The organism is Parapedobacter composti, assembly GCF_900112315.1.
In the GTDB taxonomy this organism is placed as follows: domain Bacteria; phylum Bacteroidota; class Bacteroidia; order Sphingobacteriales; family Sphingobacteriaceae; genus Parapedobacter; species Parapedobacter composti.
Window position 1 is genome coordinate 44,064 of record NZ_FOLL01000016.1, and the last position, 24,603, is coordinate 68,666.

General features: G+C 47.8%; 20 protein-coding genes. 14 read left to right on the forward strand and 6 right to left on the reverse strand.

The features are described from left to right. Positions 1 to 82: 82 nt before the first annotated feature. The 5 genes from BM030_RS15235 (at position 83) to BM030_RS15255 (ending at position 5,084) form a co-directional block, all read left to right on the forward strand. Entirely contained in the window at positions 83 to 1,900 is a 1,818-nt protein-coding gene (locus BM030_RS15235) for an ABC transporter ATP-binding protein (protein ID WP_090974470.1), read from the forward strand. A gap of 63 nt (positions 1,901 to 1,963) precedes the next feature. After that, positions 1,964 to 3,163: an aminofutalosine synthase MqnE gene (gene mqnE / locus BM030_RS15240; RefSeq protein ID WP_090974546.1), complete on the forward strand. Its 1,200-nt coding sequence runs from the start codon at positions 1,964 to 1,966 to the stop codon at positions 3,161 to 3,163. A 19-nt stretch (positions 3,164 to 3,182) separates the two neighbouring features. Continuing rightward, entirely contained in the window at positions 3,183 to 3,809 is a 627-nt protein-coding gene (locus tag BM030_RS15245) for a histidine phosphatase family protein (protein WP_090974471.1), read from the forward strand. Beyond that, the gene (locus BM030_RS15250) at positions 3,809 to 4,543 is read left to right on the forward strand and encodes a menaquinone biosynthetic enzyme MqnA/MqnD family protein (RefSeq protein ID WP_090974472.1); all 735 of its coding nucleotides are present in this window, start codon (positions 3,809 to 3,811) and stop codon (positions 4,541 to 4,543) included. Before BM030_RS15245 ends, BM030_RS15250 begins: the two co-directional genes overlap by 1 nt. Before the next feature lie 88 nt (positions 4,544 to 4,631). After that, positions 4,632 to 5,084 carry a MarR family winged helix-turn-helix transcriptional regulator gene (locus BM030_RS15255; RefSeq protein WP_090974473.1) on the forward strand — a complete coding sequence of 151 codons (453 nt, stop codon included), beginning with the start codon at positions 4,632 to 4,634 and terminating at the stop codon, positions 5,082 to 5,084. A 9-nt stretch (positions 5,085 to 5,093) separates the two neighbouring features. On the opposite strand, the gene BM030_RS15260 is transcribed toward BM030_RS15255, so the two are convergent. Further along, positions 5,094 to 5,843: a ZIP family metal transporter gene (locus BM030_RS15260; protein ID WP_090974474.1), complete on the reverse strand. Its 750-nt coding sequence runs from the start codon at positions 5,841 to 5,843 to the stop codon at positions 5,094 to 5,096. After that, positions 5,840 to 6,424, reverse strand: coding sequence for a phosphatase PAP2 family protein (locus BM030_RS15265; protein ID WP_090974475.1), 585 nt, complete (start codon positions 6,422 to 6,424; stop codon positions 5,840 to 5,842). The genes BM030_RS15260 and BM030_RS15265 overlap by 4 nt, the downstream gene beginning before the upstream one ends. A 122-nt stretch (positions 6,425 to 6,546) precedes the next feature. Between BM030_RS15265 and glmM the strand changes: the two genes are divergently transcribed. After that, the gene (gene glmM / locus BM030_RS15270; protein WP_090974476.1) at positions 6,547 to 7,929 is read left to right on the forward strand and encodes a phosphoglucosamine mutase; all 1,383 of its coding nucleotides are present in this window, start codon (positions 6,547 to 6,549) and stop codon (positions 7,927 to 7,929) included. Here the strand turns inward: glmM and BM030_RS15275 are convergent. Further along, a complete protein-coding gene (locus tag BM030_RS15275) occupies positions 7,926 to 8,852 on the reverse strand; it encodes a serine hydrolase (protein ID WP_090974477.1) in 927 nt (308 codons plus the stop codon). The two genes, glmM and BM030_RS15275, sit on opposite strands and share 4 nt — an antisense overlap. A gap of 95 nt (positions 8,853 to 8,947) precedes the next feature. On the opposite strand from BM030_RS15275, the gene BM030_RS15280 reads away from it, so the two are divergent. Together BM030_RS15280 and ctlX are read left to right on the forward strand one after the other, a co-directional pair. Continuing rightward, the gene (locus tag BM030_RS15280; protein WP_090974478.1) at positions 8,948 to 10,387 is read left to right on the forward strand and encodes an arginine deiminase family protein; all 1,440 of its coding nucleotides are present in this window, start codon (positions 8,948 to 8,950) and stop codon (positions 10,385 to 10,387) included. An 18-nt stretch (positions 10,388 to 10,405) separates the two neighbouring features. Then, positions 10,406 to 11,326 (forward strand): citrulline utilization hydrolase CtlX, encoded by a 921-nt coding sequence (gene ctlX / locus BM030_RS15285; protein WP_090974479.1) that lies wholly within the window; start codon positions 10,406 to 10,408, stop codon positions 11,324 to 11,326. Here the strand turns inward: ctlX and BM030_RS15290 are convergent. After that, a complete protein-coding gene (locus tag BM030_RS15290; RefSeq protein WP_090974547.1) occupies positions 11,307 to 12,302 on the reverse strand; it encodes an acyl-ACP desaturase in 996 nt (331 codons plus the stop codon). The genes ctlX and BM030_RS15290 overlap by 20 nt on opposite strands. A 166-nt stretch (positions 12,303 to 12,468) precedes the next feature. Here BM030_RS15290 and BM030_RS15295 point away from each other — a divergent pair, with 166 nt between their 5' ends. Then, complete coding sequence (locus BM030_RS15295; protein ID WP_090974480.1) at positions 12,469 to 12,927, forward strand: NUDIX domain-containing protein; 459 nt, start codon at positions 12,469 to 12,471, stop codon at positions 12,925 to 12,927. A 14-nt stretch (positions 12,928 to 12,941) separates the two neighbouring features. Here BM030_RS15295 and BM030_RS15300 read toward each other — a convergent pair whose 3' ends face one another. Further along, positions 12,942 to 13,172 (reverse strand): helix-turn-helix transcriptional regulator, encoded by a 231-nt coding sequence (locus tag BM030_RS15300; RefSeq protein WP_090974481.1) that lies wholly within the window; start codon positions 13,170 to 13,172, stop codon positions 12,942 to 12,944. Positions 13,173 to 13,796: 624 nt separating this feature from the next. On the opposite strand from BM030_RS15300, the gene BM030_RS15305 reads away from it, so the two are divergent. Genes BM030_RS15305 through BM030_RS15320 form a run of 4 tightly spaced genes read left to right on the forward strand, consistent with a single transcriptional unit; the run spans position 13,797 to position 21,837 of the window. Beyond that, entirely contained in the window at positions 13,797 to 16,877 is a 3,081-nt protein-coding gene (locus BM030_RS15305; protein WP_211657624.1) for a SusC/RagA family TonB-linked outer membrane protein, read from the forward strand. 14 nt (positions 16,878 to 16,891) lie between these two features. Then, positions 16,892 to 18,856 (forward strand): RagB/SusD family nutrient uptake outer membrane protein, encoded by a 1,965-nt coding sequence (locus tag BM030_RS15310; protein ID WP_090974548.1) that lies wholly within the window; start codon positions 16,892 to 16,894, stop codon positions 18,854 to 18,856. A gap of 22 nt (positions 18,857 to 18,878) precedes the next feature. Further along, entirely contained in the window at positions 18,879 to 20,153 is a 1,275-nt protein-coding gene (locus BM030_RS15315) for a DUF4959 domain-containing protein (RefSeq protein ID WP_090974483.1), read from the forward strand. A gap of 25 nt (positions 20,154 to 20,178) precedes the next feature. Continuing rightward, entirely contained in the window at positions 20,179 to 21,837 is a 1,659-nt protein-coding gene (locus tag BM030_RS15320; RefSeq protein WP_211657625.1) for a DUF4998 domain-containing protein, read from the forward strand. Between the two features lie 64 nt (positions 21,838 to 21,901). On the opposite strand, the gene BM030_RS15325 is transcribed toward BM030_RS15320, so the two are convergent. Next, positions 21,902 to 23,155 carry an ROK family protein gene (locus BM030_RS15325; RefSeq protein ID WP_090974484.1) on the reverse strand — a complete coding sequence of 418 codons (1,254 nt, stop codon included), beginning with the start codon at positions 23,153 to 23,155 and terminating at the stop codon, positions 21,902 to 21,904. 169 nt (positions 23,156 to 23,324) lie between these two features. Between BM030_RS15325 and BM030_RS15330 the strand changes: the two genes are divergently transcribed. Beyond that, positions 23,325 to 24,596 carry a Gfo/Idh/MocA family oxidoreductase gene (locus tag BM030_RS15330; protein WP_090974485.1) on the forward strand — a complete coding sequence of 424 codons (1,272 nt, stop codon included), beginning with the start codon at positions 23,325 to 23,327 and terminating at the stop codon, positions 24,594 to 24,596. Positions 24,597 to 24,603 lie beyond the last annotated feature (7 nt).

Genomic DNA, 24,603 nt, shown 5'->3' on the forward strand with positions numbered 1-24,603 from the left:
TAAGGAAAACCATCCAATTATTATCGCCGTATTTTTCGGACAACCTTACTTTTTTGGTAACTTTGCAGCTTGTTTAGCCCGGATGAAGACGTACTTTAGATTACTTGCATACGCCAAACCTATAGGGAAGTTTGCTGTTCCATATGTCGTGACCACCTTGTTAAGTGTCTTTTTCAGTACGCTTAATTTTGCATTGATAATTCCGTTACTGCATACATTGTTTGAAACCAGTGAGCGAGGGGAGCTTGTGGATAAGCCGGAGAATTGGTTTGATCCCAAAAGCCTCAATTACTATGCGCAGCAGGCGAGCGAACAGTTCGGGGCGTATGAAGCATTGAAGCTTGTCTGTATCGTTATCGTCTCTTCGGTGTTTTTCAGTAATGCCTTCCGTTACATATCGCAGCGCGTCATGGAGAACCTGCGCATCCATACATTGCTCAATCTGCGGAAAGCGGTGTTTGACAATGTGATGAACCTCCACGTTGGCTATTTTACCAATCAGCGGAAAGGCGACGTGATTTCCAAGATTGCATCAGATGTGCAGGTCGTGCAATTTTCTGTGACGGCTACCCTGCAGGTGGTATTTAAAGAGCCTATCACATTACTGTTTTATATTGTCGCCCTGTTTCTGATCTCCGCTAAACTAACGTTGTTTGCTGTGATGGTCATTCCGGTTTCCGCCTTTATTATATCACGTATTGTGAAGCGTCTGAAAGCACAGGCTACCCAAGCGCAGCAGGTATACGGCAATATGATAAGTTATCTGGATGAAGCGTTGTCAGGCGTCAAGATTATCAAGGCCTTCAATGCGACCGGACTTATCAAGGCAAAATTCCATAATGAGAACATCCGGTTCTCCAAAATCAGCCGGAGGATGGTGCGGAGGCAACAATTGGGATCGCCGGTATCGGAATTGCTGGGGGTGGGCATGGTGGCTGTGGTATTGCTGTATGGTGGCAATCTGGTGTTGAACGGTAACGGCGATTTTTCGGCGGCTGAATTTATTACCTACATCGCTCTTTTTTCTCAGGTGATGCGCCCGGCCAAGGCGCTTACGGATTCGTTCAGTAATATTCATTCGGGCATAGCGGCGGGTGAGCGTGTGCTGGATTTGATAGATCAGGAAAACCAAATACCGGATGCACCGGACGCTAAACCGCTTAAGTCATTCAACAAAGGTATCCAGTTGATAAACGTAGGCTTTTCGTATGGGAAGCGGCAGGTCTTAAAGGGAGTGAGTCTGGATATTCCAAAAGGGAAAACTGTGGCCCTGGTTGGTCCTTCGGGCGGGGGCAAATCTACCCTGATGGATTTGATACCCAGATTTATGGATGTCGATGAAGGTGAAGTGTTGATTGATGGTATAAACGTAAAGAATTTGGTGTCTAACGATTTACGGAATATAATAGGGTTGGTGAATCAGGATTCTTTCCTGTTTAACGACACCATTTATAATAACATTGCTTTTGCAACGGAAAATATAACGCCCGCGGACGTGGAAGCTGCTGCGAGAATCGCCAATGCCCACGATTTTATTCTGGAGACAGAGCATGGGTATGACACATATATCGGTGACAGGGGGATTAAGTTGTCCGGTGGGCAGCGCCAGCGGATTTGCATTGCCAGGGCCGTGCTTAAGAATCCACCGATCCTGCTGTTGGACGAAGCAACCTCGGCGTTGGATACGGAGTCTGAAAAGCTGGTGCAGGAAGCGTTGTCCAACCTGATGAAGAACCGGACAACATTGGTTATTGCCCATCGGTTGAGTACGATACAGAATGCAGACAAGATCGTGGTGCTTGACGCCGGCCGTATAGTGGAGGAAGGGACGCACCAGCAACTGCTTCTGAACAACGGGCTGTATAGGAAATTGATAGATATGCAGCAATTCGGGGATTGAGAAGTACCCCACGATTTGCATATGACCGGCGTTTTGGCTAAATTTGCGTCACAGATTCTGGATATGGACGCTGGAGAACAACTCGCTTTCCTTCTTAAAAGCAAACATCTTGACGATGACCTGAAGCACATCGCTGATAAGGTTTTCAACGGAGTACGGATTACCGTAGCGGAAGGGGTTTTATTGTATGAACGCGGCGAGGTGGGCTATTTGGGTGTGTTGGCAAATTTTATCCGGGAGAAAAAACACGGCGATATCACGTATTTTAATCGCAATTTCCATATTGAGCCGACCAACCTCTGCGTATATGATTGCAAGTTCTGCTCGTATTCCCGCCTCATTAAGCAACGCGATGATGGCTGGGAAGCCACGATGGAAGAAATGCTAAGCCAGATTAAATCCTATGACAATGAGCCGGTCACCGAAGTTCATATCGTGGGCGGGGTGCTTCCCCAATATAATATGGCGTTTTATATGGACTTATTCACCGCCATTAAGCGGCATCGGCCCAATCTTCACATCAAGGCGCTGACCCCGGTAGAATACCATTATATTTTCAAGAAGGCCAAGGTCGATTATGCCACCGGCATGGCGATGATGAAAGATGCGGGATTGGATTCCATGCCGGGTGGAGGTGCCGAGATTTTCCATCCCGAAATACGGGAACAGATAGCAAAGGACAAATGCAATGCCGAACAATGGTTGCAGATCCACGAAGCTTGGCATAATCTGGGAATGCACTCCAACGCGACAATGCTTTATGGTCATATTGAGGCATACTGGCACAGGATCGACCATATGGAGCGGTTGCGGCAATTGCAAGATAGGACGGGGGGATTCCAGACATTTATTCCGCTAAAGTTCAGGAATAAGGATAACCAGATGTCACATGTACCTGAAGTATCCGTGGTAGAAGACCTCCGGAACTATGCCATCAGCCGGATTTACCTGGATAACTTTCCGCATATCAAGGCTTATTGGGCGATGATTAGCCGAGAAACGGCACAATTGGCGCTGAGCTTCGGTGTCAATGATATTGACGGCACCTTGGATGACACCACGAAGATCTACTCCATGGCCGGAGCGGAAGAACAGCACCCGGCCATGAGCACACGGGAGCTGGTCGAGTTGATTCGGAGCGTCGGAAGGCATCCCGTAGAACGCGACACGCTGTATAATGTAATTGCCGATTACCGTGATACGGAGTTCGAAGTTGAAGCACAATCCAAATTTTATCGATTACCAGTATTGGACAATAAATAGGAATAAGCAGTTAAGTTTCTTGGAAAAATCACTTTATATCATACGTCACGGCCAAACCGATTTCAACCTAAAAGGAATAGTCCAGGGCAGGGGAGTTGATTCGCCGCTTAATGAAATGGGCAGAAAACAGGCGGAGGCATTTTACACGCATTACAAAGCCGTCCGTTTTGACAAAATCTACACTTCCACATTGTTGCGTACACATCAAACCGTTGCACCTTTTGTAAAGGATGGAATACCAATGGAACAGCTGGCTGGACTCGACGAAATCGGCTGGGGCGTTTATGAGGGTAAAGAGCAAACGCCGGACATCATGGAAGGTTTTCAGGATCTGATAGCTCGTTGGCGCAACCGTGAACTGGACGTGTGCGTGGAAGGAGGGGAAACACCCAATCAATTGGTTGAACGGCAACGTGAGGCACTGGATTATATCCTTTCCAGAACCGATGAACACAAGGTGCTGATATGCATGCATGGCCGCGCAATGCGTGTGTTCCTTTGCATGTTGATTAACCAAGACATTGCGTTGATGGATGATTTCCCGCATACCAATACCTCCTTATATAAGGTGCGGTATGATGGTCGGGTGTTCGATATCGAGGATGCCTATAATATTCAACATTTAGCGGGCTTGTTTGCCGAGTGATGGAAAAAGTGCGTGTTTCTGCGGTATCCTATACCAATACCTTGCCTTTTTTATACGGCTTGCGGCAGTCGTCTATTATCCATAAAATTGATCTGAGTTTAGACGTGCCGAGTGCCTGCGCGCATAAACTGGTTAATAATGAAGCCGATTTGGGCATTGTGCCCGTTGCGGCCCTGCTTGACATCCCAACTCCGCAGGTAGTTTCAGATTATTGCCTCGGAGCATCGGGTGCGGTAAATTCTGTTTTTATTTTCAGTGATAAACCTATCAGTGATATCAATACATTGCGGTTGGATGACCAATCGCGTACCTCCAATGGATTAGCCCGCGTCTTGCTTCGGGATTATTGGAAACGGGACGTTACGATTGTGTCGGAAGGTAAAGCTGACGCCTATGTGGAAATCGGCGATCGGACATTCGGCAAACAACACGTGCATCCGTATGTTTATGATTTATCGTTATATTGGCGGCAATTTACCGGGCTGCCTTTTACTTTTGCAGTATGGGCGGCTAACAAAACGTTGCCGAATACATTTATAGAAGAGTTCAATGGTGCATTGGCTTACGGAGTAGCACATAGGGAGGTTGTCCTCAAAGCGTTGCCGCGGAGGCGGGATTTCGATTACCGCAAGTATTTCATGGAACACCTCGACTACCGTTATGATGACGAAAAGAAAAAAGCGGTAACGGAATTTTTGAAAAGGATGGAAACATTGGCGCGCGTACCCGGTTAATTATCGTAAGCACAACGTGTTATGAGCGAGTGTCCATGATGAGCAGTTACCGATCAATTCAGACCTTATTGCCTTAAAACATGTTCGAATGAAGATTGAAGATGAAATCCAAACCCGGAAATTCCGCAATGAGCGCCACAAGGCCACAATAAACATTGTGTTTACCAGTAACTGGATCACTCACATTTTGGAAAAACGGGCGAATGCGCAACGGATTACGCTGCAACAGTTTAATGTGCTGAGAATATTAAGGGGGCAGCACCCCAATCCGGTCACCAACGGTATGCTTAAGGAACGTATGCTGGATAAAATGCCTGACGTTTCCAGAATTATCGACCGTTTGGTTGCCAAGGAGCTGGTTTCCAGAGGAAAATGCAGCACGGATAGGCGCGCGGTAGATGTCAAAATCACCCAAAAAGGACTGGATGTCCTGGCCGAATTAGAGGAGAGCATGCTGATGATGGATATCCTACAGGAGAATATCAGCGAACAGGAATGCCAGCAACTCAACGAACTGCTCGATAAGCTTCGCGGAAATTAGCGATGTCCATTAATGCACGTGATGGGAAGAGTCGAACAGGAAATTCAGTAACGATACGGCGATTCCCAGGGCCACGGCAATCATTTTCCTCTTATTGAATTTATGGTGGTCGGCCGTGCCGGATTCAAACAGGATGGTTGTCGAAATGTGCAGGAATATGCCAATGACCACAGCCATCATCCGGTCAAAATATTGTGCTATATCACCTATATCGCCTGAACTTATCCCTTTGCTGAAAAGGTAACCTAATGGGGTCATCGCAGCAAATACTGCCAGCAGCAGCATAACATACCGCTTAGAAAGTGACGCATTGACGAGCAGGCTGCCCAATGCAAATGCAGCGGGCACATGGTGCAACGCGATGCCAAACACCAGTTCATGCTGGCGATGGGAAGCCAGCGGCATGCCTTCCAATAGTGCATGAATGCAAAGACTGAGCATGATACCTAAAGGAAACCTTCCGGCGGAACTATGCGCATGATGGATATGTCCATGCTCAATGCCATGGGAAAATTGCTCCAGCACCAGTTGAAACAAAAATCCACCGAGCACAAACAAGCCGATGGTTTCACTGGAGGAGCTATGCGTGTGGTAAACATGAGGAATGAGGTGGAGTACCGTAATGGAAAATAGGTACGCGCCGCTGAATGACAGGATAAGTTTAAGAGCGTTTGTGTTGTCGCGTTTTACGAAGAAAACCGATAAGCCACTAGCTAATGCAGACGTAAATAAAATAACAATAATCAGGGTGGAACTCATGATGCTTTAATCGCTGGCGTAAGATCTGGTATAATAAAACGGAAAAGCAGGCCGGTCAAACAACCGATAAGGGTGCCTAGTATGGCCCCGCAGATGATATCCAGTGGATAATGGACACCGACGTAGACCTGGGCAAAGCTGATAGCGCCGGCCCACAACAGTCCAATCCAGAGGATGTGTTTCCAACGCCTGTAAAAGACCAGGATAAGGAAAACCGCCATGGCGAAATGGTTGGTAGCGTGGGAAGACGTAAAACTATAACCACCGCTGCAATTTACACGTACAATGATATCATCTTTTAGTTCCACGTCCCTGCACGGCCTTACCCGCTGTACGGAGTTCTTAATGACCGACGAAGAAATATGGTCTGATATGCCGAACGTTATCAATATAAACAGAATAACAGCTATACCTTTCCTTTTATAGTTCCGGATGCAAAAGACGATAATAAAGAGATACAGCGGAGCCCAGGCATACTTGTTACGTAAGATGGGCATTAGCCAATCGAACACCGCATTGCTCAATCCCTGGTTAATGGCAAAAAAAACCTCTCGGTCCCACGACAATAGTTGGTCTATCATGCAAAATAAACAAAGTTGCAACAAAAATAGTAATAAATTCGAATTTACAGCAAACCCCGGATATTTAAAATCCCGCGTAATATTTCCTATTTTTACCGCCACAGAAATACACGTATAACCACATGACGTTAATCAAATCCATTTCAGGCATCAGGGGTACCATCGGTGGGAAACCCGGAGAAGCACTTACCCCCATTGACATTGTTAAATTTACGGCGGCGTTTGGCCGTTTTATTTTGGACAGCACCGGAACACGTAAGATGGTTGTTGGCAGGGATGCTCGGGTTTCAGGCGAAATGGTCCGCAATTTGGTTATCGGAACGCTCCAAAGTATCGGAATGGATGTTGTGGATGTAGGGTTATCCACAACCCCTACGGTAGAGGTGGCTGTGCCGGGAGAGCAAGCGGGAGGCGGTATCATTTTAACCGCAAGTCATAATCCGGCGCAATGGAATGCGCTCAAATTACTTAATGCCAACGGTGAATTTATTAGCGACGAAGAAGGCAGACAAGTGCTGGAGATTGCTGAACAACTTGATTTTGACTTTGCTCCGGTAGATCTCCTCGGTAATGTAACGCAAGATGACAGCTATCTCCAAAAGCACATCGATCAAATATTAGCACTTCCGTTGGTGGATACTGAAGCGATACGGAAGGCAGCATTTAAAGTGGCGGTGGATGCGGTCAATTCCACGGGAGGTATTTTTGTGCCGGCCTTACTGGATGCCTTGGGCGTGGAGACGGTATATGAATTGTATTGCGATCCCAACGGGTATTTTCCGCATAACCCCGAGCCGTTAGCTGAACATCTGGTCGATTTGTCGGCCTTGGTGCTTGAAAAAGGTGCCGACTTGGGCATAGCCGTCGATCCGGATGTCGACAGGCTTTGCTTCGTTATGGAAAACGGTGAAATGTTCGGCGAAGAATATACGTTGGTGGCCGTTAGCGATTACGTGCTGCAGCACACGCCCGGCAACACGGTTTCGAACCTGTCATCAACGCGGGCGCTGCGCGACGTGACCCTTCGCAGGGGTGGGGAGTATCATGCCGCTGCGGTGGGAGAGGTTAATGTCGTAGCTAAAATGAAAGCGGTGGATGCCGTTATCGGCGGCGAGGGCAATGGGGGGGTAATCTATCCGGCCCTCCATTATGGTAGGGATGCATTAGTGGGTATTGCCCTTTTCCTTACCCACCTGGCCAGGAGCGGGAAAAGTATTTCAGCTCTGCGTGCAGACTATCCGCCGTACTTCATGTCTAAAAATAAAATTACACTTACGCCCGGCATGGATATAGACGGGTTACTGGCTTCCATGGAAAACCGGTATAAAGATATCCCCCATAGTACCATTGATGGGTTGAAAATCGATTTTGAACAAGGGTGGGTGCACCTGAGGAAGTCCAATACAGAACCTATCATCCGTATTTATTCTGAAGGGCCCACCCCAGAACAGGCCGAGACGTTTGCCCAACAGATTATGGCTGACATTGAAACAATTATTGGTTAGAATCGCTCTTTGAACGGTTTCCATGAGTGTTTCGGTTCAAAATGGTTCCACAACAACGATGATATGGTACGGATGAGTTCCGATGCTTCGTTGTCATGAGTCCACCGTTGATCGGTGTTGTTCTTGGTCATAATGCTGAATACGTAATCTCCGCTTGGTGCATTCACCAGTACCACTTCCGAACGGGATGCATTGACCATGCCCTGTTTAGAGGCCGAGGCGACGGTACCGGGGATTTGAGATAAGGCACCTTCGTCATAGTAGATATTGGTCATCAATCGGTACATGCGATCGCTCGCTGTTTGACTGACTATTTCCCCTAGGCGTATTTTAGTCAGTAGCATTGCAATCTCCCTGGGGGTAGTCTGTCCCCAGCCGTATGCCCTACGGGCGTCCTCGCGGCCAGGGGTGCGCGAGTTTACCCGCGTATGGACAAATCCATACCGATCCATCAATGCATTGATGGTTTGGCCTCCGCCCGCCAGATGTTGGCACCATAGCGCGGTCACGTTGTCGCTGTAGGTAATCATCAACGATGCGAGCACGCTGACGTCGGTCTTGGCACTATCTTTATAAAACTGCATTAGTCCGGAGCCGCCGTAATAGAGGGTATCGCTGTATAGCAGTTCCTGCCGGTAATCGAGTTCCTTTTTCCAGATTTTATCAAACAGTCCAACCAAAATGGGTACTTTGATGATGCTGGCCGTCGGAAACACCGTGTCAGCATGGATGGCAGCCTCTTTCCCCGTCTTTAGGTGGCGGACGAAAATTCCCACGTCTCCGCGGAAATTTTTTGCCGCATCTTCAAGTGCTCGTTGAAGTTTGACGTCCGTCCGTAATTTCTGGGCGTAACATTTACTGTAACTGCCTACGTTTAATAGTGCAATAACGATAAGAAAGCCAATCAAGTTTTTTAGAGTCATTCGAAATTTTCTAAACGATTATGTTCGGATAAAGGTAATTCTTTTCTGGGAAACAGGGTATTTTGTATCTTGCCGTTTTTGTAAAAGCAAGTGTTATGAATGGCAGTATTTATGTGTCTTCGGAAACGGCCAGGCTGAGGAGCGTGCTGATACACAGCCCGGACAGCGGATTGGGTAAAGTGGTGCCTTCAAAAGCCCAGGACTGGCTCTTTGAAGATATTGTACATCTGGATACTATCAGAAAGGAAGAATACGACTACTACATTAAGTTACTGCTGTATTTCCTTGATGAAGGCAAGATAAGGGGCCGTCTGGCTACCATTGACGCCCCCGAAAACGACCGCGGGTTCTATAAGCCGGATCATCCGGATTTTCACCGATCGGACAAGGTGATAGAGTTACAGGTTCTGCTTACCGATATACTGCAAAACGAAGCCATCAAAAGTCAGTTGGTCGCATCGGTTTGCGCCATCGAAGCCTGCAGTTATGAAATCCAGCGCGAACTAATGGGATACCCGGCTGATGCGCTGGCCCGCGTGTTCTTTAGCGGTACATATAACGAAACGGAGCTGATTTTTCCTCCCATTCCTAATTTTATTTTCACAAGGGATATCGGTATCGTCATCAATGATCACATCCTGCTCAACAAGCCACAGAAGGAAGCCCGTAAACGAGAGGCACTTATTGCGAAATATATTTTCTTCCACCACCCCGTATTTTCGGCTTATCGGGATAATATCATTGAGCTTACGGACACACAACACCATTTCCTGCTGCCCAATGACGCCGAAGCGGAGCGCGTGACGCTCGAAGGCGGCGATGTGATGGTCGTATGCCACAACCACGTTTTAATCGGGATAAGCGAGCGCACAAGCCGGGAGGCGGCGGCGCAGACAGTCAAACGGCTTTTCGAAAAAAATGTCGTAAATAAAGCCACCTTGGTGAAGATTCCCCATAAACGCGATTATATGCACATCGACACACTTTTCACGCAGATCAAAAGGGACACTTGGGTGTTGCTGGGTGAGTTTTCCAATGCGCGCATGAAAGGATTGCAGTCGGATGAACTGCATCGTGCACTGCGATTACAGAACCGTCAGGCAGACGGACTGGAAATCCTGCAATTCGAAAAAGGAAACTTGGCAAGGCCGCGCACATTTTATTCGCTGGAGGAATTGCTCGTCGATGTCAGTGTGCAGGACTTGGGATGTCCGAGGCATAGTGTCAGGATTATTTATTCAGGTAACGGCGAGTTTCCATACGATGTCCGCGAGCAGTGGACGGACAGCTGCAACTTGTTAGCTGTTAAAGAAGGGGTAGTGTTGGGCTATGACAGGAACGATCGTACGGCAGCCGCATTTCGGGACGCGGGATTTAGTGTGATAGGGGTACAGCAATTGTTGGCCGATCTCGAAAGCGGCCGCACGGATACCGACCGGTTAACCGATACCCTGGTGCTGATGCCTTCGGCAGAGTTATCACGGGCAAGGGGCGGCTTCCATTGCATGAGTATGCCGCTGTTGAGAGATCGCTGAACTTCTAATGATACCAAAATGGAGATGACCTTACTGATGATTCGTCCGGCACGGTTCGGGTTCAACGCACAGACAGCCGTGAACAATGCGTTTCAGCTGGATAAAGGAGAGGATGCCGCCCGGATACAGCGGCGGGCAGTGGAAGAATTCGACACCTTCGTAGCATTACTCCGCGGACATGGCATTGACACACTCGTTGTGCAGGACACTGAAGAGCCCCATACACCGGATAGCGTTTTCCCGAACAACTGGATTTCATTCCACGGAGACGGTACGGCGGTGCTGTATCCGATGTTTGCTGAAAACAGGCGGCTGGAACGTAAGCAAGCGGTATTTGACAAGATACATAAGCGCTTTTATGTCCGTAAAATAGTCGACTATACTGCTGAAGAAGTACGGGGGAAATACCTTGAGGGCACGGGCAGCATGGTGTTAGATCGAAAGAACCGCTTGGCCTATGCTTGCCGGTCACCGCGCACGGACCAGGCGCTGCTGGCCCGGTTTTGCAAAGATTTGGGATTCCATGCAATAGCGTTTGATGCATATGATCAGAACGGTACCGCCATTTACCATACCAATGTTATGATGTCCATTGCTGATCGTTATGCCATTGTGTGTCTTGATGCTATTTCGAAAGCGGATCGCGGGGATGTCGTCAACGCTATTGAAAATTCAGGAAAAATCATTATAGCCATCACCCAGGACCAATTGAAGCAATTTGCCGGTAATGTGCTGCAGGTAACCAATACGCGCGGAGAACGCTACTTGGTTATGTCATCCAGCGCTTATCAGGCATTTGATACGCAGCAGAAAGCGATTCTGGAATCCTACAATCCCCTCATCCATGCGCGGTTAAACACCATCGAACAATGCGGAGGTGGCAGTGCGCGTTGTATGTTGGCTGAGATTTTTCTGCCGCTTAGGCATGAATCCATTTGAAGCTGTAGCTTTTTTCGGGTATGCTCATGCGATCAGCCAGGCGAAGTAAGCGGTCCGGCAGCCGCATGAGGTAATCCCGCGCCCGCTCACCGGCTTCGTTGAGTTCCCGGATGGATTCCACTTTCCATTCCCGTAACAGCTCTTTCAGGATATCTACATAATCAACGGCGGTATACACACCCATGCGCTGAGCCGCATCGGAAAAGTGGGCAAAAGCTTCGCCCTGCGGCTGCCCTGACTCACGAAGCATGTGTGCAGGCATAACAATTTTCTTGCGCATCATGTCTTCGAAAGCGAGCATGACCTCACTGGCATCCACCTCCATGGCCTTGCTGATGAATGACATGTATGCTTTGGCATGCCGCGCCTCATCGGACGCGATGACGCCGCACATTTTTGCTAACAGCTTATCGCCGTCCTTTTTGGCAAGTGCCGCCACACGCCTGTGGGATATGTTGGTTGCCAACTCCTGGAACGAAGTGTAAATAAAATTTCGATAAGGATCATTCCCGGTACCGATTTCTATGCCGTCTTGCAATAAATACTGGGTTGAAATCTCCATTTCACGCATGTTCACCCGACCGGAAAGATACAGGTATTTGTTGAGCAGGTCGCCATGGCGGTTTTCTTCAGCGGTCCATGCACGCACCCATTTCATCCACCCCCCTTGCTGGTTTTTGTCAACATCCTCCACCATGGAGAGCCATGATTCGTACGTCGGCAGGGCTTCTTCGGTGATGGTGTCACCAATCAGCACGGCGACCAAATCATAGGATAATTCCCGTGCGCTTTCCTGTAATTCCTTGACTTCGTTAAAAAACGTGTCGCGTGAGGCGTCCGGAAGCAGGTCGGCAGGCTGCCACATTTCTTCCACCGGCTTCAGGTATTCGCTCATTTCATTCAGCATGAAGGGCTCCAGGTAAGCCATTACTTCTTTACGTGATCCTTCGGGTATCTGTTGGTTTATCGCTTGCATATTTCCTACAAAGGTAATCAAATGCCCCGACAATATTTTTTTAACAATCGATATATATTCAAAATATGACAAGAATCATATTTTTTTTCCGTGTAATTTTGGGCGTATGCGGCCGATATACTAACACGTCGCAGGTGATTTGGTTTAAAAAAAAGCTGGTTTACTAATGGGAAAATTCAATGTCCGCGTCTACGGAATATTAATCAATGGTGATAACAATGTATTAATCAGCGATGAACGCGAATACGGGATGGAGTTCAGCAAATTTCCCGGTGGCGGACTAGAGTACGGAGAAGGATTGGGGGATGGGTTGAAGCGCGAATTTAAGGAAGAGTGCGGGATTGATATCGATATCCTCCGCCATATCCATACAACTGACGTATTCGTAAAATCAGCGTTCAACGATAGTCAGGTTATCGGTGTATATTATCTGGTAAAAAGCACGCAGCACCTTGATTGCCGCATGGGCAGCCGGCGTTTTGATTTTGAAGACGGAAAGGAACCAGACCAAGTGTTCCGTTGGGTTCCGGTAAGCAACCTGGATATACAGGATTTGACTTTTGAAATAGATCGTATGGCTTGGCGGGTTTTTGTAGCATCTTCAGAAGGCCGCCCACGGATGTGAATTGAAGATCACCTTTACGGTTTTGAAAAGTCAAAGACTTCATTCATGGAAACCTTTAATGCCTGCGCTATCTGATAGACAATGAATGAAGAAGGATTCACCCTTCCGTTTTCGATTCTGCCTAGGGCTTGGTAGTCTTTGTCAATAAGAGCACCTAATTCTGGTTGTGTTAACTTACGTTCCTCACGGAGCGACTTTATGCGTTTTCCAAGATTTCTCTTAAACTTCTCCAAGTCTTCGTCCATTCAGACCAAAAAAAGAATAATTTTAAAAAACAAACCAAACAAATTTGTTTGGTTTGTTTTTTGTCTTATATTTGTTATAAGTAACGTAGTTGTTTGATTTCACAACCAGTTGTTAATCCTAATTGAAAAAATGTCTACGACTTACGTTTTCATCGATCAGAACAGGCCGGTAAAGGCGCTTGAAAAGGTTGCTCCTCCGCCAGAATGATTTCAGCTAGTACACTGAGCTCAATAGCGGGTTGGTAAATCTGCTGTTAACAGCGAGAGTGGCTAAAACAATTAACCTTCTAAATTAAAATTAACCATTTTTTGCCCTATTAAAATTACCTAATTATGACAACAAACAGACCATCTTTTCGCCGGGGCATGCACCCCCGGCCACTGGCCAGCTTCCAGAGACAGCCATCAATGACCAGTACCTAACCATCTCTATTGAAGTACTTGGGCTCGGTTGAGTTTTTTAACCGGGTTGAGTAGGCGATCAAACGGATTGCTTGTAGTTTATATTGCTTAAATGTTTTAGTTACGCTATCGTGCGTAACGTTGGCACATTCATTTTTTTAACCATTAAAAATTATGAGAATTATTGGAATTCTATTCTTATTGTTATTCCATGGTGTGTGTATGGCCCAAACGAAACGTGTTTCGGGTGTTGTGAAGGACGCTGCTGCAGGGACTGTGCTAGGTGGTGTAAGCCTGACCGTGCAGGGAAAGGCCGGCACTGTCCAGACCGACGCCAATGGAGAATTTTCTGTCGAGGCAGCTGTCGGCGACACCCTTATTTTCTCATTCGTCGGCAAACTGCCGGTACATGAGGCCGTAGGGGCTCGGAACGTGTTGGAAATTCTGATGTATGACGATGAGAGCCAGTTGGATGAGGTGACGGTGGTAGCGTTCGGCACACAAAAGAAGACGAGCGTCGTGGGATCGATTACCACGGTAAAGGCATCCGATCTGAGGATACCGTCTGCTAATTTAACCAGTTCGTTTGCAGGCCGGATACCGGGAATGATATCTTTTCAGACAACGGGCGAGCCGGGGGCTGATAACGCACAGTTCTTTATCCGGGGCGTTACCACGTTTGGTTACCAAACGTCGCCGCTTATTTTGATTGACGGTTTTGAAGCTTCTACCGATGCGCTTGCGCGGCTACGGCCTGATGATATTGAGAGTTTCTCGATTTTGAAAGATGCGTCGGCCACGGTGCTCTATGGTGCCCGCGGTGCAAACGGTATCATCATGGTGACCACCAAATCCGGGCGTGAAGGTCCGGTTCAGGTTTTTGCACGGGTAGATTACAATTTGTCCATGCCGGTACAGATGACCAAATTAGTTGATGGTATAGAATATATGCGCCTCTATAACGAGGCTCGTACAACCCGGGATCCCGTATTGGGTCCGTTTTATAGCGAACAAAAGATTCAATCTACCATGCGAGGAGTAGACCCGATGCTCTACCCCAATGTCGACTGGCAGGAGACGCTGTTCAACAATTCGACCAACAACTACAGGTCAAACGTGAGTCTTTCGGGAGGTGGACAGGTGGCCAACTACTATGTTTCGGCCGGTTGGGAGAAAGAAACCGGACTTTTAAAGGTTGATCAACGCAACAATTTCAATAATAATATAGATATCAACAGAGCCTTTATCCGTTCTAATGTTATTTTCAAGCTCACGCCTACCACCACGCTGGATACCCGGATTCAGGGACAGTTCGAACGTTATACTGGCCCTTACGTATCCGCCACAGATATCTTCAATGAGGTCATGTACAGTAATCCCGTGGATTTCCCTGCAGTTTACCAGCCTGATGCGGCCAATCAATTCGTTAAACATACACTGTTCGGTAATGCCTGGGTTCAAGGAGCGCTGAAGCCAAATCCCTACGCCACCATGGTGAGAGGGTATGAAGACCGCAACGATAGCCGGCTCACAACACAGGCGACGTTGATGCAGGATTTGAAATTCATTACCGAAGGGTTGAAGTTCCAGGGACGGATATCTGCTAATATCTGGAGTCGGTATTCCAGCAGAAGAACTTATAATCCCTTCTTCTATTCTTTGGAAAGCTATAATCAGGTGACGGGCGATTATACACTTTATGCATTGAATCCCAACACGGGGTCGGCTTTTCTTGGTGACGTTATCCCAGGACGTAACGCCGATGGCCACTATTATTTTGAAGCTCGTTTCAACTGGGACCGTATGTTCGGAAAGCATACCGTGGGCTTGATGACAGTGGGGATGATGGAGGAAAAGTTGCTCACCGACGGTAACAGTACATCAATTTACGAAACGTTGCCGGAGCGGAACATGGGAAACTCCGGGCGGTTCACTTACGATTTTGATAACCGGTATTTTCTGGAGTTTGCCTATGGCTATAACGGTTCGGAGAAATTTGACGGATCCAAACGATACGGTTTCTTCCCGTCCATAGGCGGTGGCTGGATGGTTTCCAATGAGTCGTTCTTTGAGCCGCTCAGCAACCTTTTCAGTACGTTGAAGCTTCGCGCAACTTGGGGGCTGGTCGGTAACGACGCGATTGCCAGTCGGGCTGGTCGTTTCTTTTATTTGTCGGATATCGGCCTCACGGGGGGCACCAATACCACAACGAACGGATATCGATGGGGCACTAATTTCATGAATGCTTACAGTGGATATTACATTAACCGGTATGCCAATTCCGACATTACCTGGGAGGTTTCCGAGAAAATCAATTTGGGATTGGAATTCGGTTTGTTTAACGAAGCGCTTCAGATTCAGGGCGATTTTTTCAGGGATATCCGGAGCAATATTTACATGGTTCGCCAGAATTTTCCTGCCACGGCTGGTTTGGAAGCGAGCATCAGCGGAAATGTGGGCAAGGCGGCATCCCAGGGTTTTGATGGTTCTATCAGTTACCAACATTTCTTCAATAATGAATTTTGGTTAAACGGGCGGGCTAATTTCACCTATGCGACTAACGAATACCTTGAACTCGACGAGCGGGATTACCCAGACAGGTACCTGAGCCAACTGGGGCATAATATCAACCAGCAATGGGGATTGGTCGCTGAGCGCCTGTTTGTGGACGAAGCTGAAATCGCCAATTCACCTTTACAGGATTTCGGAGAATACATGGCTGGCGATATTAAATACAAGGATATCAATGGCGATGGTATTATCAATGCTAATGACCGCGTGCCCTTAGGCTTCCCCACTGTGCCGGAAGTCCAGTATGGCTTTGGTCTATCAGCAGGTATAAAGCGATTTGATTTCTCGTTTTTCTTCCAGGGCAATAGCCGAGTATCATTTTTTATCAATCCCGGAGTGGGCGGGGGGGGCGAGGGGGATGAAGGCATTGCGCCGTTTGTTCTTCGCCGCAATGCGCTGGCTGTTGTGGCAAGGGACTATTGGACAGAAACTAATCCCAATGTGCATGCGTTTTGGCCAAGACTGTCCACAGATCCCATTACCAATAACCTTCAGCAGTCGTCTTGGTGGCTCCGTGATGGGTCGTTCATGCGGCTGAAGCAGGTGGAAATCGGCTACAGTCCCAAAGGTTTGAAACGTATCGGGCTGGGTGAGGGTACGCGTATCTACTTGATCGCTGAGAACCCATTGGTGTTCAGTAGGTTCAAATTGTGGGATCCGGAGATGGGGAGGCGTGGACTACGCTATCCGCCGAACAAAAGGTTTAATATAGGAATGCAGGTGTCGCTTTAATCATGAAAATACAAATGAAGACGTTATTGAAAGTTGGACTATTGGTGTGTGCGGCTTTGGTGTCGCAGTCATGCACGAAATTCCTTGATGTCGTACCAGACAACACCATGACCCTGGAAGATCTTTTTGATACCCGGGAAACGGCCTATGAGGCTTTGGCTAGGGTCTATAATTACATTCCTAGGGACGACAATACCCACTCGACAACCTGGACGCTGGGCGATGAATGGGTTGGCCGGTTGGATCTCAACAATACCGTAGGAAACTTAAGGGCTATTCGGATCATGCGGGGGTTACAGAGCGCTACGAGCCCGCAACTGGGGGCTTGGTCGGGTACCCAGGGAACTAAAAGCTTATATGAGGGGATTCGCCAGTGTGATGTTTTTTTGCAAAATATTCACCTGGTACGCGATATGGGTGACGGTGAGAAAGCGGAGTGGACTGCTCAGGTCAAGTTCCTGAAAGGGTACTACGCGTTTTTATTGGTACAGCGATACGGCCCTATCGTGTTGCCCAGGGAAATGGTTACGCCGGAAGCCACGCGTGAACAACTGTTTTTACCACGGTCCAAGGTCGAGGAATGTTTTGCGTATATTCTGGCGCTCATGGACGAAGCTATCCCCAGCCTCACCGAGCGGACCACTGAAAATAATATGGGACAAATCGATCAGGTGGTAGCGAAGGCGATAAAAGCTCGGGTGCTGTTCTTTAGGGCGAGCCCGTTCTTCAACGGTAATCGGGAATACTTCGGTGATTTCCTAGACCGCGATGGTCAACCGTTCTTTCCGTTGGATTATGACAACGAAAAATGGAAACAAGCCCTTGATGCGATTAATGAAGCCATCATCCTATGCGAGCAGAATGGGTTGGGCATTTACCATTTCGAGCGGGAGCCGTTCATCTATGATCGCCAAGCGTTTGAAGAAAATGGCGAGAATATGCGTACATTGTATGATTTGCGCATGCTTATCTGCGACCCTTGGAATAGGGAGTTGGTATGGGGGTATTCAAACCATGATTTCTATAATCAGGGGGAACTTGCTCATTCCACCAATATCCGGCTGCCGGCGGGATATGGCGACGGGGTGATTAATACGGCGGCTTATTCTTGGCAATGGATGGCCGCTACTTACCGTATGGCGGAGCGTTATTATACGCGTAACGGCTTGCCCATTGACGAAGACTTGACGTTCAACATGAATACCATGCATGAACTTACCCGGACACCGGGAGTGCTTGACCCTGAATATAAAGCAATGAACGGTATTATGCAACCAGGGGCAGAGACCATCAACTTATACTTGAACCGCGAACCACGGTTCTACGCCAACTTGGGAATCACTGGGGGGTATTGGAGAGCTCATACCGTGAGGATTAACACGATGATGTATGCTGGTGCCGACGGCGGATACAATTCTTCCACGCATGCCACAGACTTCCTGTCTACCGGTATAGGCATACAGAAACTTGTACACCCCGAGTCTCAATCCAACGCTTGGCAACGGGTGATACGGTTTCCATACCCCTTGATGCGCATGGCTGATCTTTATTTGATGAAGGCCGAAGCGCTTAATGAGTACAATGCCGCGCCGACACAGGAAGTATATAACGCGGTTAATTTGGTGCGTGAGCGGGCAGGCATACCGAATGTAGAAGTGGTTTGGTCAGATCCGAGTTTGGCACGGACCGTCAATAAACACCTAACCAAAGAAGGTATGCGTGATATCATTCTTGACGAACGTGCTGTTGAGTTTGCCTTTGAAGGCCAACATTTCTGGGATATGTGGAGGCATAAACGGGCTGTTGCTGAGTTTTCATCTCCGGTTTGGGGATGGACGCATACCGGCACCACGGGTGAGACGTTTTTTGTGTTGGAAGTGAAGCAAGCGAGGCGTTTTACGATAACCGATTACCTGTGGCCCATTGATTTGAATGAACTGAATACTAACGGAAACCTGATACAAAACCCAGGATGGTAATCCCACAATTAATAGGAAAGTTATGAACATAAGGAAATATATTGCAATGGGAGCGGCTTTGCTGCTTATCGTTGGAGCCTGCAAGGAGGAAAACCGATACGCAAGCCATGTGTCCGATGGGGTTGCTCCAGGCAAGATTACCATAGTAGACCATAAGCCATTATACGGGGGCGCACGGTTTTTTTATGATTTGCCGGCAGATGAAGATTTGCTTCAGGTAGAGGCTGTCTATACCGCCAAAAATGGGAAGTCCTATACCTTTTCGGCCTCCTATTTTGTTGACTCGTTGGATGTGTACGGATTCGGAAGTACTGATCCGCATGAAGTTAAATTGTATGCGGTAGATCGTTCTGGAAATCGATCCGAGGCGGTTACCGTGTCAGTAACACCCTTGGAACCTGCCTTCAGCCGAGTTGCTTCGTCTATAGAGGTGAAGCCTGGATTCAGTTCATTCTTCCTGGATTGGATCAATGAATTGCAGCAAAACGTGAATGTGTATGTCGACTATAGTTTTACACTCAATGGGCAACACCGGGAGTTGACGACTGTGTTTTCGTCCAACTTGGCTGAAGACCGAAGGTTTATCAATGATCTCTTCCTTTCACCTCAGGATGAAGTACGTATACGCGTACGGGTAGAGGATAGATTTGGTAACATTACCGAACCTATAGATATGGGCGCGATTACCTTGTATGAAGATATCGAAATTCCGAAGGGCAACTGGACATTGCCCAATGCCAATGACAGTATAGGGGGGGTGCCCATGTGTTTCGGGGACGGCTTGGAGGGGCGGTCCGCAAAGGTAATCGACGGAATCATCGACCGCGGGGACAACCTTAACTTCATGCATACCCATAGCCGCGGCCGTACCGGGCGGACAGCCGACGGCAATATGCCATGGAATTTTATCATTGACTTGGGCGATTATTATGAACTGAGCCGTATCGTTACGGTGCAACGGCATTCGGGGGGCTTAGCCAATATCAATCGGGGGCAATATTATCAGTCGGAAAACGTGGGGATGTATAATATGTATGTATGGGATGACGATACAGATCAATGGGTATTTATCTCACAACATAAAATACCGGTGCCCGTAGGGCTCAGTGAGTTGGAATTTGTACAGGCTGGCGAAGCTGGAGACGAGGCTTACATGTATCCCAACGACCCGCAGTATACTAAGCCCACACGTTGGTTCAGGTATGAGGCAATTAAAAGTTTCAACGGAAATTATACACTCGAAGACGCGAACTGTCTCTCAGAAATTACCTTATTTGGTCGTAAAGCCAACCGATAGTTTGTTTCGATAAAAAACAGCAGACATGTTAAACAGAATATTATTTTTCCTTATGCTGGCAGCCTCATTATTGGGCGCTTGTGACGGCATGTACGATAGCTTGGAAAATTATTCAGGTGAAATCGTCTACCCCGCTAAATATGACACGATTGTGGGGCATATCGGCTATGAACGGGTCGAGATTGATTTAATGAAGGCGGGCCGTATTCCGAGTCGCCAAATCAATTTGGGAAAGGCAAGAAAAACGGTAATTGAATATGATGGAGAAGTAGTTGTTATCGACTCGTTGGTGTCTTGGGTCAACATCACAGCGCTTACCCAGCCCAAGTTGTATCGTTTCCGGATTTATACCATAGACGAATTCGAGAATAAGTCGGTGCCCCAAGAGATCGCGCTTATTCCTTATACGTCAGTTGACGTGGGGGGATTGGCCATCAATGCTCCCCGAGTGCTGGCTTCGCAGAATGCGGCTGTGGTCGATTGGCCCAACGGGCTTTCGTCCGTATTGCTTGATTATAAAAGTCTGTCGTTCAAGTACACCGATAAAGACGGGGTGGAGCAGGGCGGCGATCGAAAGCAAGATTCGCGCTTCTTTATTGGCAATTTGCAACCAGGGGAAACCACTACGGTGGAAATAACCTATAATGTCGTACCCAAGGTAAATAATGTACCCATTCTTGACACCATTCCATTGGTCAAAGAACTGGTTATTAATATGCCTACGGGAAGTACACCTTTTGCACCTTCCGAACGTACTATTTTGGAAACTAATGGGGTTAGTCAGTTTACGGCCGACGGCGTTTCGCCGTTTACGAAACTGGTATATCCGGTCCATGCGAACTCGTTGCAAGACATTTTCTATTTTCCGAATCTAAGGGAAATTGATCTTACCGGTGGCGATATATTCCAGATGACAACGCTGAGGTATGACCGCAACGGCGTGCAGACCACTGTGGGCGGCGGTACGCTCGTTCCCTTTGCACGGAAGGTATCAGATATACCCTCGGCTAATGTGCAGCCACTCAAAGATCTGCTGGAGGCCGGTATCCTTGAAAAGGTTCGTTATATACCGAATTCAATGGGGCTGGACGCCCTGTTGGCGCCGTATGTAGAAAGCGGCGTAGTCGAACTGGTGAGCTCGCCGGAAGAGGCGATTATTCCGATGAAGTTCTTTGTGGATGGTAGGGTACAGGCTCAGGCTTGGTGGATGGATATTACCAATCCTGCAACGGACGCACCGGCAGGTACGGATTTGCAAAACGTGTTTAAGACGACATTGCGGGACCGAAGTGCTTCATTTGTTTTCGCGCTGCCACGCGAATATCAGTTTAACGTACGAGAATACAAGTATTTGAAATTTAAAGTGTATGCGCCTGCTAAAAGCTCCTTTCAAGGGGTTTATGCGCCTTATCAGCGGCTCTGGCCCCGCTTCATGAACTACATGTGGGCATTCCCCCAGCACAGTGATTTCGGGCAGGAATACTGGGCGCCTGACGCAAATAATTTCAGAATTGCTGATTCGGATCTGCAAAAATGGGTTGACGTGACTGTAGACTTGTCAAACGCGTTGAACCGGCATAACCGGGTCATCGTAATAAACGTGGGCGGCGAGCCTTCGCTTACGTTCGCCCCTGCTGTTGATATTACCTATTATTTTGCTAACTTTAGGTTCACTAAAGAATAATAAGCTGAACAGATCTTTTCAAATCAGCCGTTCCCGTTAAATCGAGGAATGGCTGATTTGTTTATCAGCGCTCCGCCTCGATGCTTGAAAGGAGCATATCAAAATACTTTTCGAATGCTATATGTGCAATCCCTTTAGCCCCTGCATCGGCGCCTAATCTGGAAAGCTCCACACGGGCGATATCCCGTAAAGGAGTCATGCAATAGGTATTGATGGCCTGCTGGATAGGTATGGTGATGTATTGGTTGGCTTCGGCGATTTTCCCTCCCAAAATAATCAGTTCGGGGTTGAACAGCTGGATAAGCGTGGCAATACCTTTGCCCAGTCTCTCGCCGATCGAGGCAAGTATGCTGATCGCATATTGGTCGCCTTTGTTCGCGGCATTAATAACAATCTGAGGCGCGATATTCTCAATCTCTTGTTCCGGCAGCGTGTTCAGCAGGGAATCTTGTCCGGATAAAATCCCTTCCCTTGCCATGTTAGCCAGGGCGACTCCGGAAGCAACGGTTTCCAGACAGCCCTTTTTTCCGCAATAACAAAGGATACCGTCTTCCACGAAGGGCATGTGCCCCATTTCGCCCGAAAAACCAGCTGCGCCGTTTCTTACGCGGCCATCCATAATAATCCCCAAGCCGATACCCCAGTCCATTAGGATGACCAGCACGTCCTTTCGGCCCTGTGCTAAGCCAAACTTAAGTTCGGCCATCGCCGCGCTTTTAACATCGTTGACGATGAAAGCAGGTTTGCCCAATTGGTTGGAGATGTACTCCCGGAGCGGCAATTGCTTTTCGTCCGACATATAGGTGTGGTTTCGACCGTCTTTATAACTGATAAGGCCAGGCATACTGATGCCGATAGCGAGAATTGCTTTTTCCGGAACGTCCGAATCGTCCATGAATTCGGTTAATAGTCGCACTAGCTGAATGGCCGACGACCAGTCCTGCGTCAGGGTAAAGGGGATTGAAACTGACCGAAGAAATGTGTTGGTGTTGTCAACAAGCGTCATCTTCACCCTGAATAGCTCCACTTCTGCACACAGGATATAAAACGTGTTAGGTTTTATTTTGTTCAAAACCGGCTTTCTTCCGCCGATGGAGTTTCCTTTCTCATTCTGTTCAATGATGCCCACTTGGGCCAGCGAACTGATAAGTTCCAACGTTTTGGGAGCACTTATCCTTAAATGCTTGCATATCGCCGCGTTAGTCATTCCATTGCCGGCAATCAAGGCCTTAACCAATTTCAATTTAAATCCATGGTTCTTCTTCTCGATTTTCGACTTGTTTTCCAAGTGACTATTACTTAAAAACAATGGGGACATAGTGATATATAATTAGCCTTCAAAAGTAAGTTTATTATTTTATTACAGGGTATAGTTTTGTTACATATTTGCAAAAAGAATTAATCTTTTGAAAAAAAATAAGAAAAGTTTTACGTTATTCGGATGAAATAATAAATTTGTGACCAGACCGATTTGGAAATCAATAACCATGAAGAAAGAAAACTCATCCCGTCGGGAATTTATCAAAAAATCATTGATTGGGGCGGCGGCATTCAGCATCGTTCCGCGTTTCGTATTAGGCGGCCCGGGATACTTGGCGCCGAGCGATCACCTTACCAAGGGTGTCATCGGTGTCGGGGCTATGGGCCGCGGACACTTTGGCTATGCAGGCACTAAAACTGTAGCCATCTGTGACGTAGATACTCGTCACCTTAAACTGGCTATGCAGCGGTTGAGTGATCCCGGCGTGAAACAGTTTGCGGATTTCCGGGAACTGATCCAGTTACCGGAGGTGGATATCGTTCATATTGCTACACCTCCGCACTGGCATGGTATCATGGCAGCCGAAGCTGCCCGCATGGGAAAGGATATTTGGTGTGAAAAACCCATGACAAGGACCATCGGTGAAGGGAAACGGGTCGTGGAAGCCGTTAGACAGCATGGAAATATCTTCCGGCTGAATACGTGGTTCCGCTTCGATGCGAACTTTTACGGGATGAATGTGCCAGTGAAAAAGATAAAAAAGTTGGTTGATTCCGGTATGCTGGGATGGCCGTTGAAAGTCACCATCAGTAAACATACGGGATTTGACTGGAAGTTTTATTGGGTGGGGCGTGAAAACCTGCCGGTGGAACAGGTGCCTAAAGAGCTGGATTATGAAATGTGGCTTGGGCCAGCCCCGTTTAAACCTTACAGCACTCATCGCGTACATACGACATTCCGCGGGTATTGGGATTACGATGGCGGCGGGTTAGGCGATATGGGCCAGCATTATATTGATCCGGTTCAGTATTTTTTGAACAAGGACAATGAAAGTCCCGTTTCTGTAGAGGTCGATGCGCCGCAGCAGCACAGTGACGCAGTCGGAACATGGCGCCGAGTTACCTATACTTATGCCGACGGTTGCCAGATTATCCTCGATGGGGAGGGTAAGGACGTAGGAAGGCCGTATATTGAAGGACCCAACGGCAATCTGTACCGCGGGTTTAAATCTGACATACCGGATATGGAACGGAAGCTAGCCGCTTTCCCTGATCCGGAACCGCAGATGACGGATTTCGTCGAAGCAGTTAAGAACCGTCGAAAGTTTGCGCTTAACGAGGAAAACGGGCACCGCTCATGTACCATTGTAAATATGGGATTGATAGCCTTGCGCCTGGGGCGGTCGCTTAAATTTGATCCCGAGCGCCAGGTTTTCATCGATGATGAAGCAGCAAACCGGTTAATCGATCAGCCCATGCGTGGCCCTTGGTCCATATAAATTTGAT

Coding starts and splice junctions, on each gene's coding strand:
- mqnE (WP_090974546.1), top strand. CDS start 1,964: ATGGACGCTGGAGAACAACTCGCTTTCCTTCTTAAAAGCAAACATCTT.
- BM030_RS15235 (WP_090974470.1), top strand. CDS start 83: ATGAAGACGTACTTTAGATTACTTGCATACGCCAAACCTATAGGGAAG.
- BM030_RS15280 (WP_090974478.1), top strand. CDS start 8,948: ATGAATGGCAGTATTTATGTGTCTTCGGAAACGGCCAGGCTGAGGAGC.
- BM030_RS15315 (WP_090974483.1), top strand. CDS start 18,879: ATGAACATAAGGAAATATATTGCAATGGGAGCGGCTTTGCTGCTTATC.
- BM030_RS15250 (WP_090974472.1), top strand. CDS start 3,809: ATGGAAAAAGTGCGTGTTTCTGCGGTATCCTATACCAATACCTTGCCT.
- ctlX (WP_090974479.1), top strand. CDS start 10,406: ATGGAGATGACCTTACTGATGATTCGTCCGGCACGGTTCGGGTTCAAC.
- BM030_RS15310 (WP_090974548.1), top strand. CDS start 16,892: ATGAAGACGTTATTGAAAGTTGGACTATTGGTGTGTGCGGCTTTGGTG.
- BM030_RS15305 (WP_211657624.1), top strand. CDS start 13,797: ATGGCCCAAACGAAACGTGTTTCGGGTGTTGTGAAGGACGCTGCTGCA.
- BM030_RS15275 (WP_090974477.1), bottom strand. CDS start 8,852: ATGACTCTAAAAAACTTGATTGGCTTTCTTATCGTTATTGCACTATTA.
- glmM (WP_090974476.1), top strand. CDS start 6,547: ATGACGTTAATCAAATCCATTTCAGGCATCAGGGGTACCATCGGTGGG.
- BM030_RS15320 (WP_211657625.1), top strand. CDS start 20,179: ATGTTAAACAGAATATTATTTTTCCTTATGCTGGCAGCCTCATTATTG.
- BM030_RS15255 (WP_090974473.1), top strand. CDS start 4,632: ATGAAGATTGAAGATGAAATCCAAACCCGGAAATTCCGCAATGAGCGC.
- BM030_RS15295 (WP_090974480.1), top strand. CDS start 12,469: ATGGGAAAATTCAATGTCCGCGTCTACGGAATATTAATCAATGGTGAT.
- BM030_RS15325 (WP_090974484.1), bottom strand. CDS start 23,155: ATGTCCCCATTGTTTTTAAGTAATAGTCACTTGGAAAACAAGTCGAAA.
- BM030_RS15330 (WP_090974485.1), top strand. CDS start 23,325: ATGAAGAAAGAAAACTCATCCCGTCGGGAATTTATCAAAAAATCATTG.
- BM030_RS15290 (WP_090974547.1), bottom strand. CDS start 12,302: ATGCAAGCGATAAACCAACAGATACCCGAAGGATCACGTAAAGAAGTA.
- BM030_RS15300 (WP_090974481.1), bottom strand. CDS start 13,172: ATGGACGAAGACTTGGAGAAGTTTAAGAGAAATCTTGGAAAACGCATA.
- BM030_RS15265 (WP_090974475.1), bottom strand. CDS start 6,424: ATGATAGACCAACTATTGTCGTGGGACCGAGAGGTTTTTTTTGCCATT.
- BM030_RS15260 (WP_090974474.1), bottom strand. CDS start 5,843: ATGAGTTCCACCCTGATTATTGTTATTTTATTTACGTCTGCATTAGCT.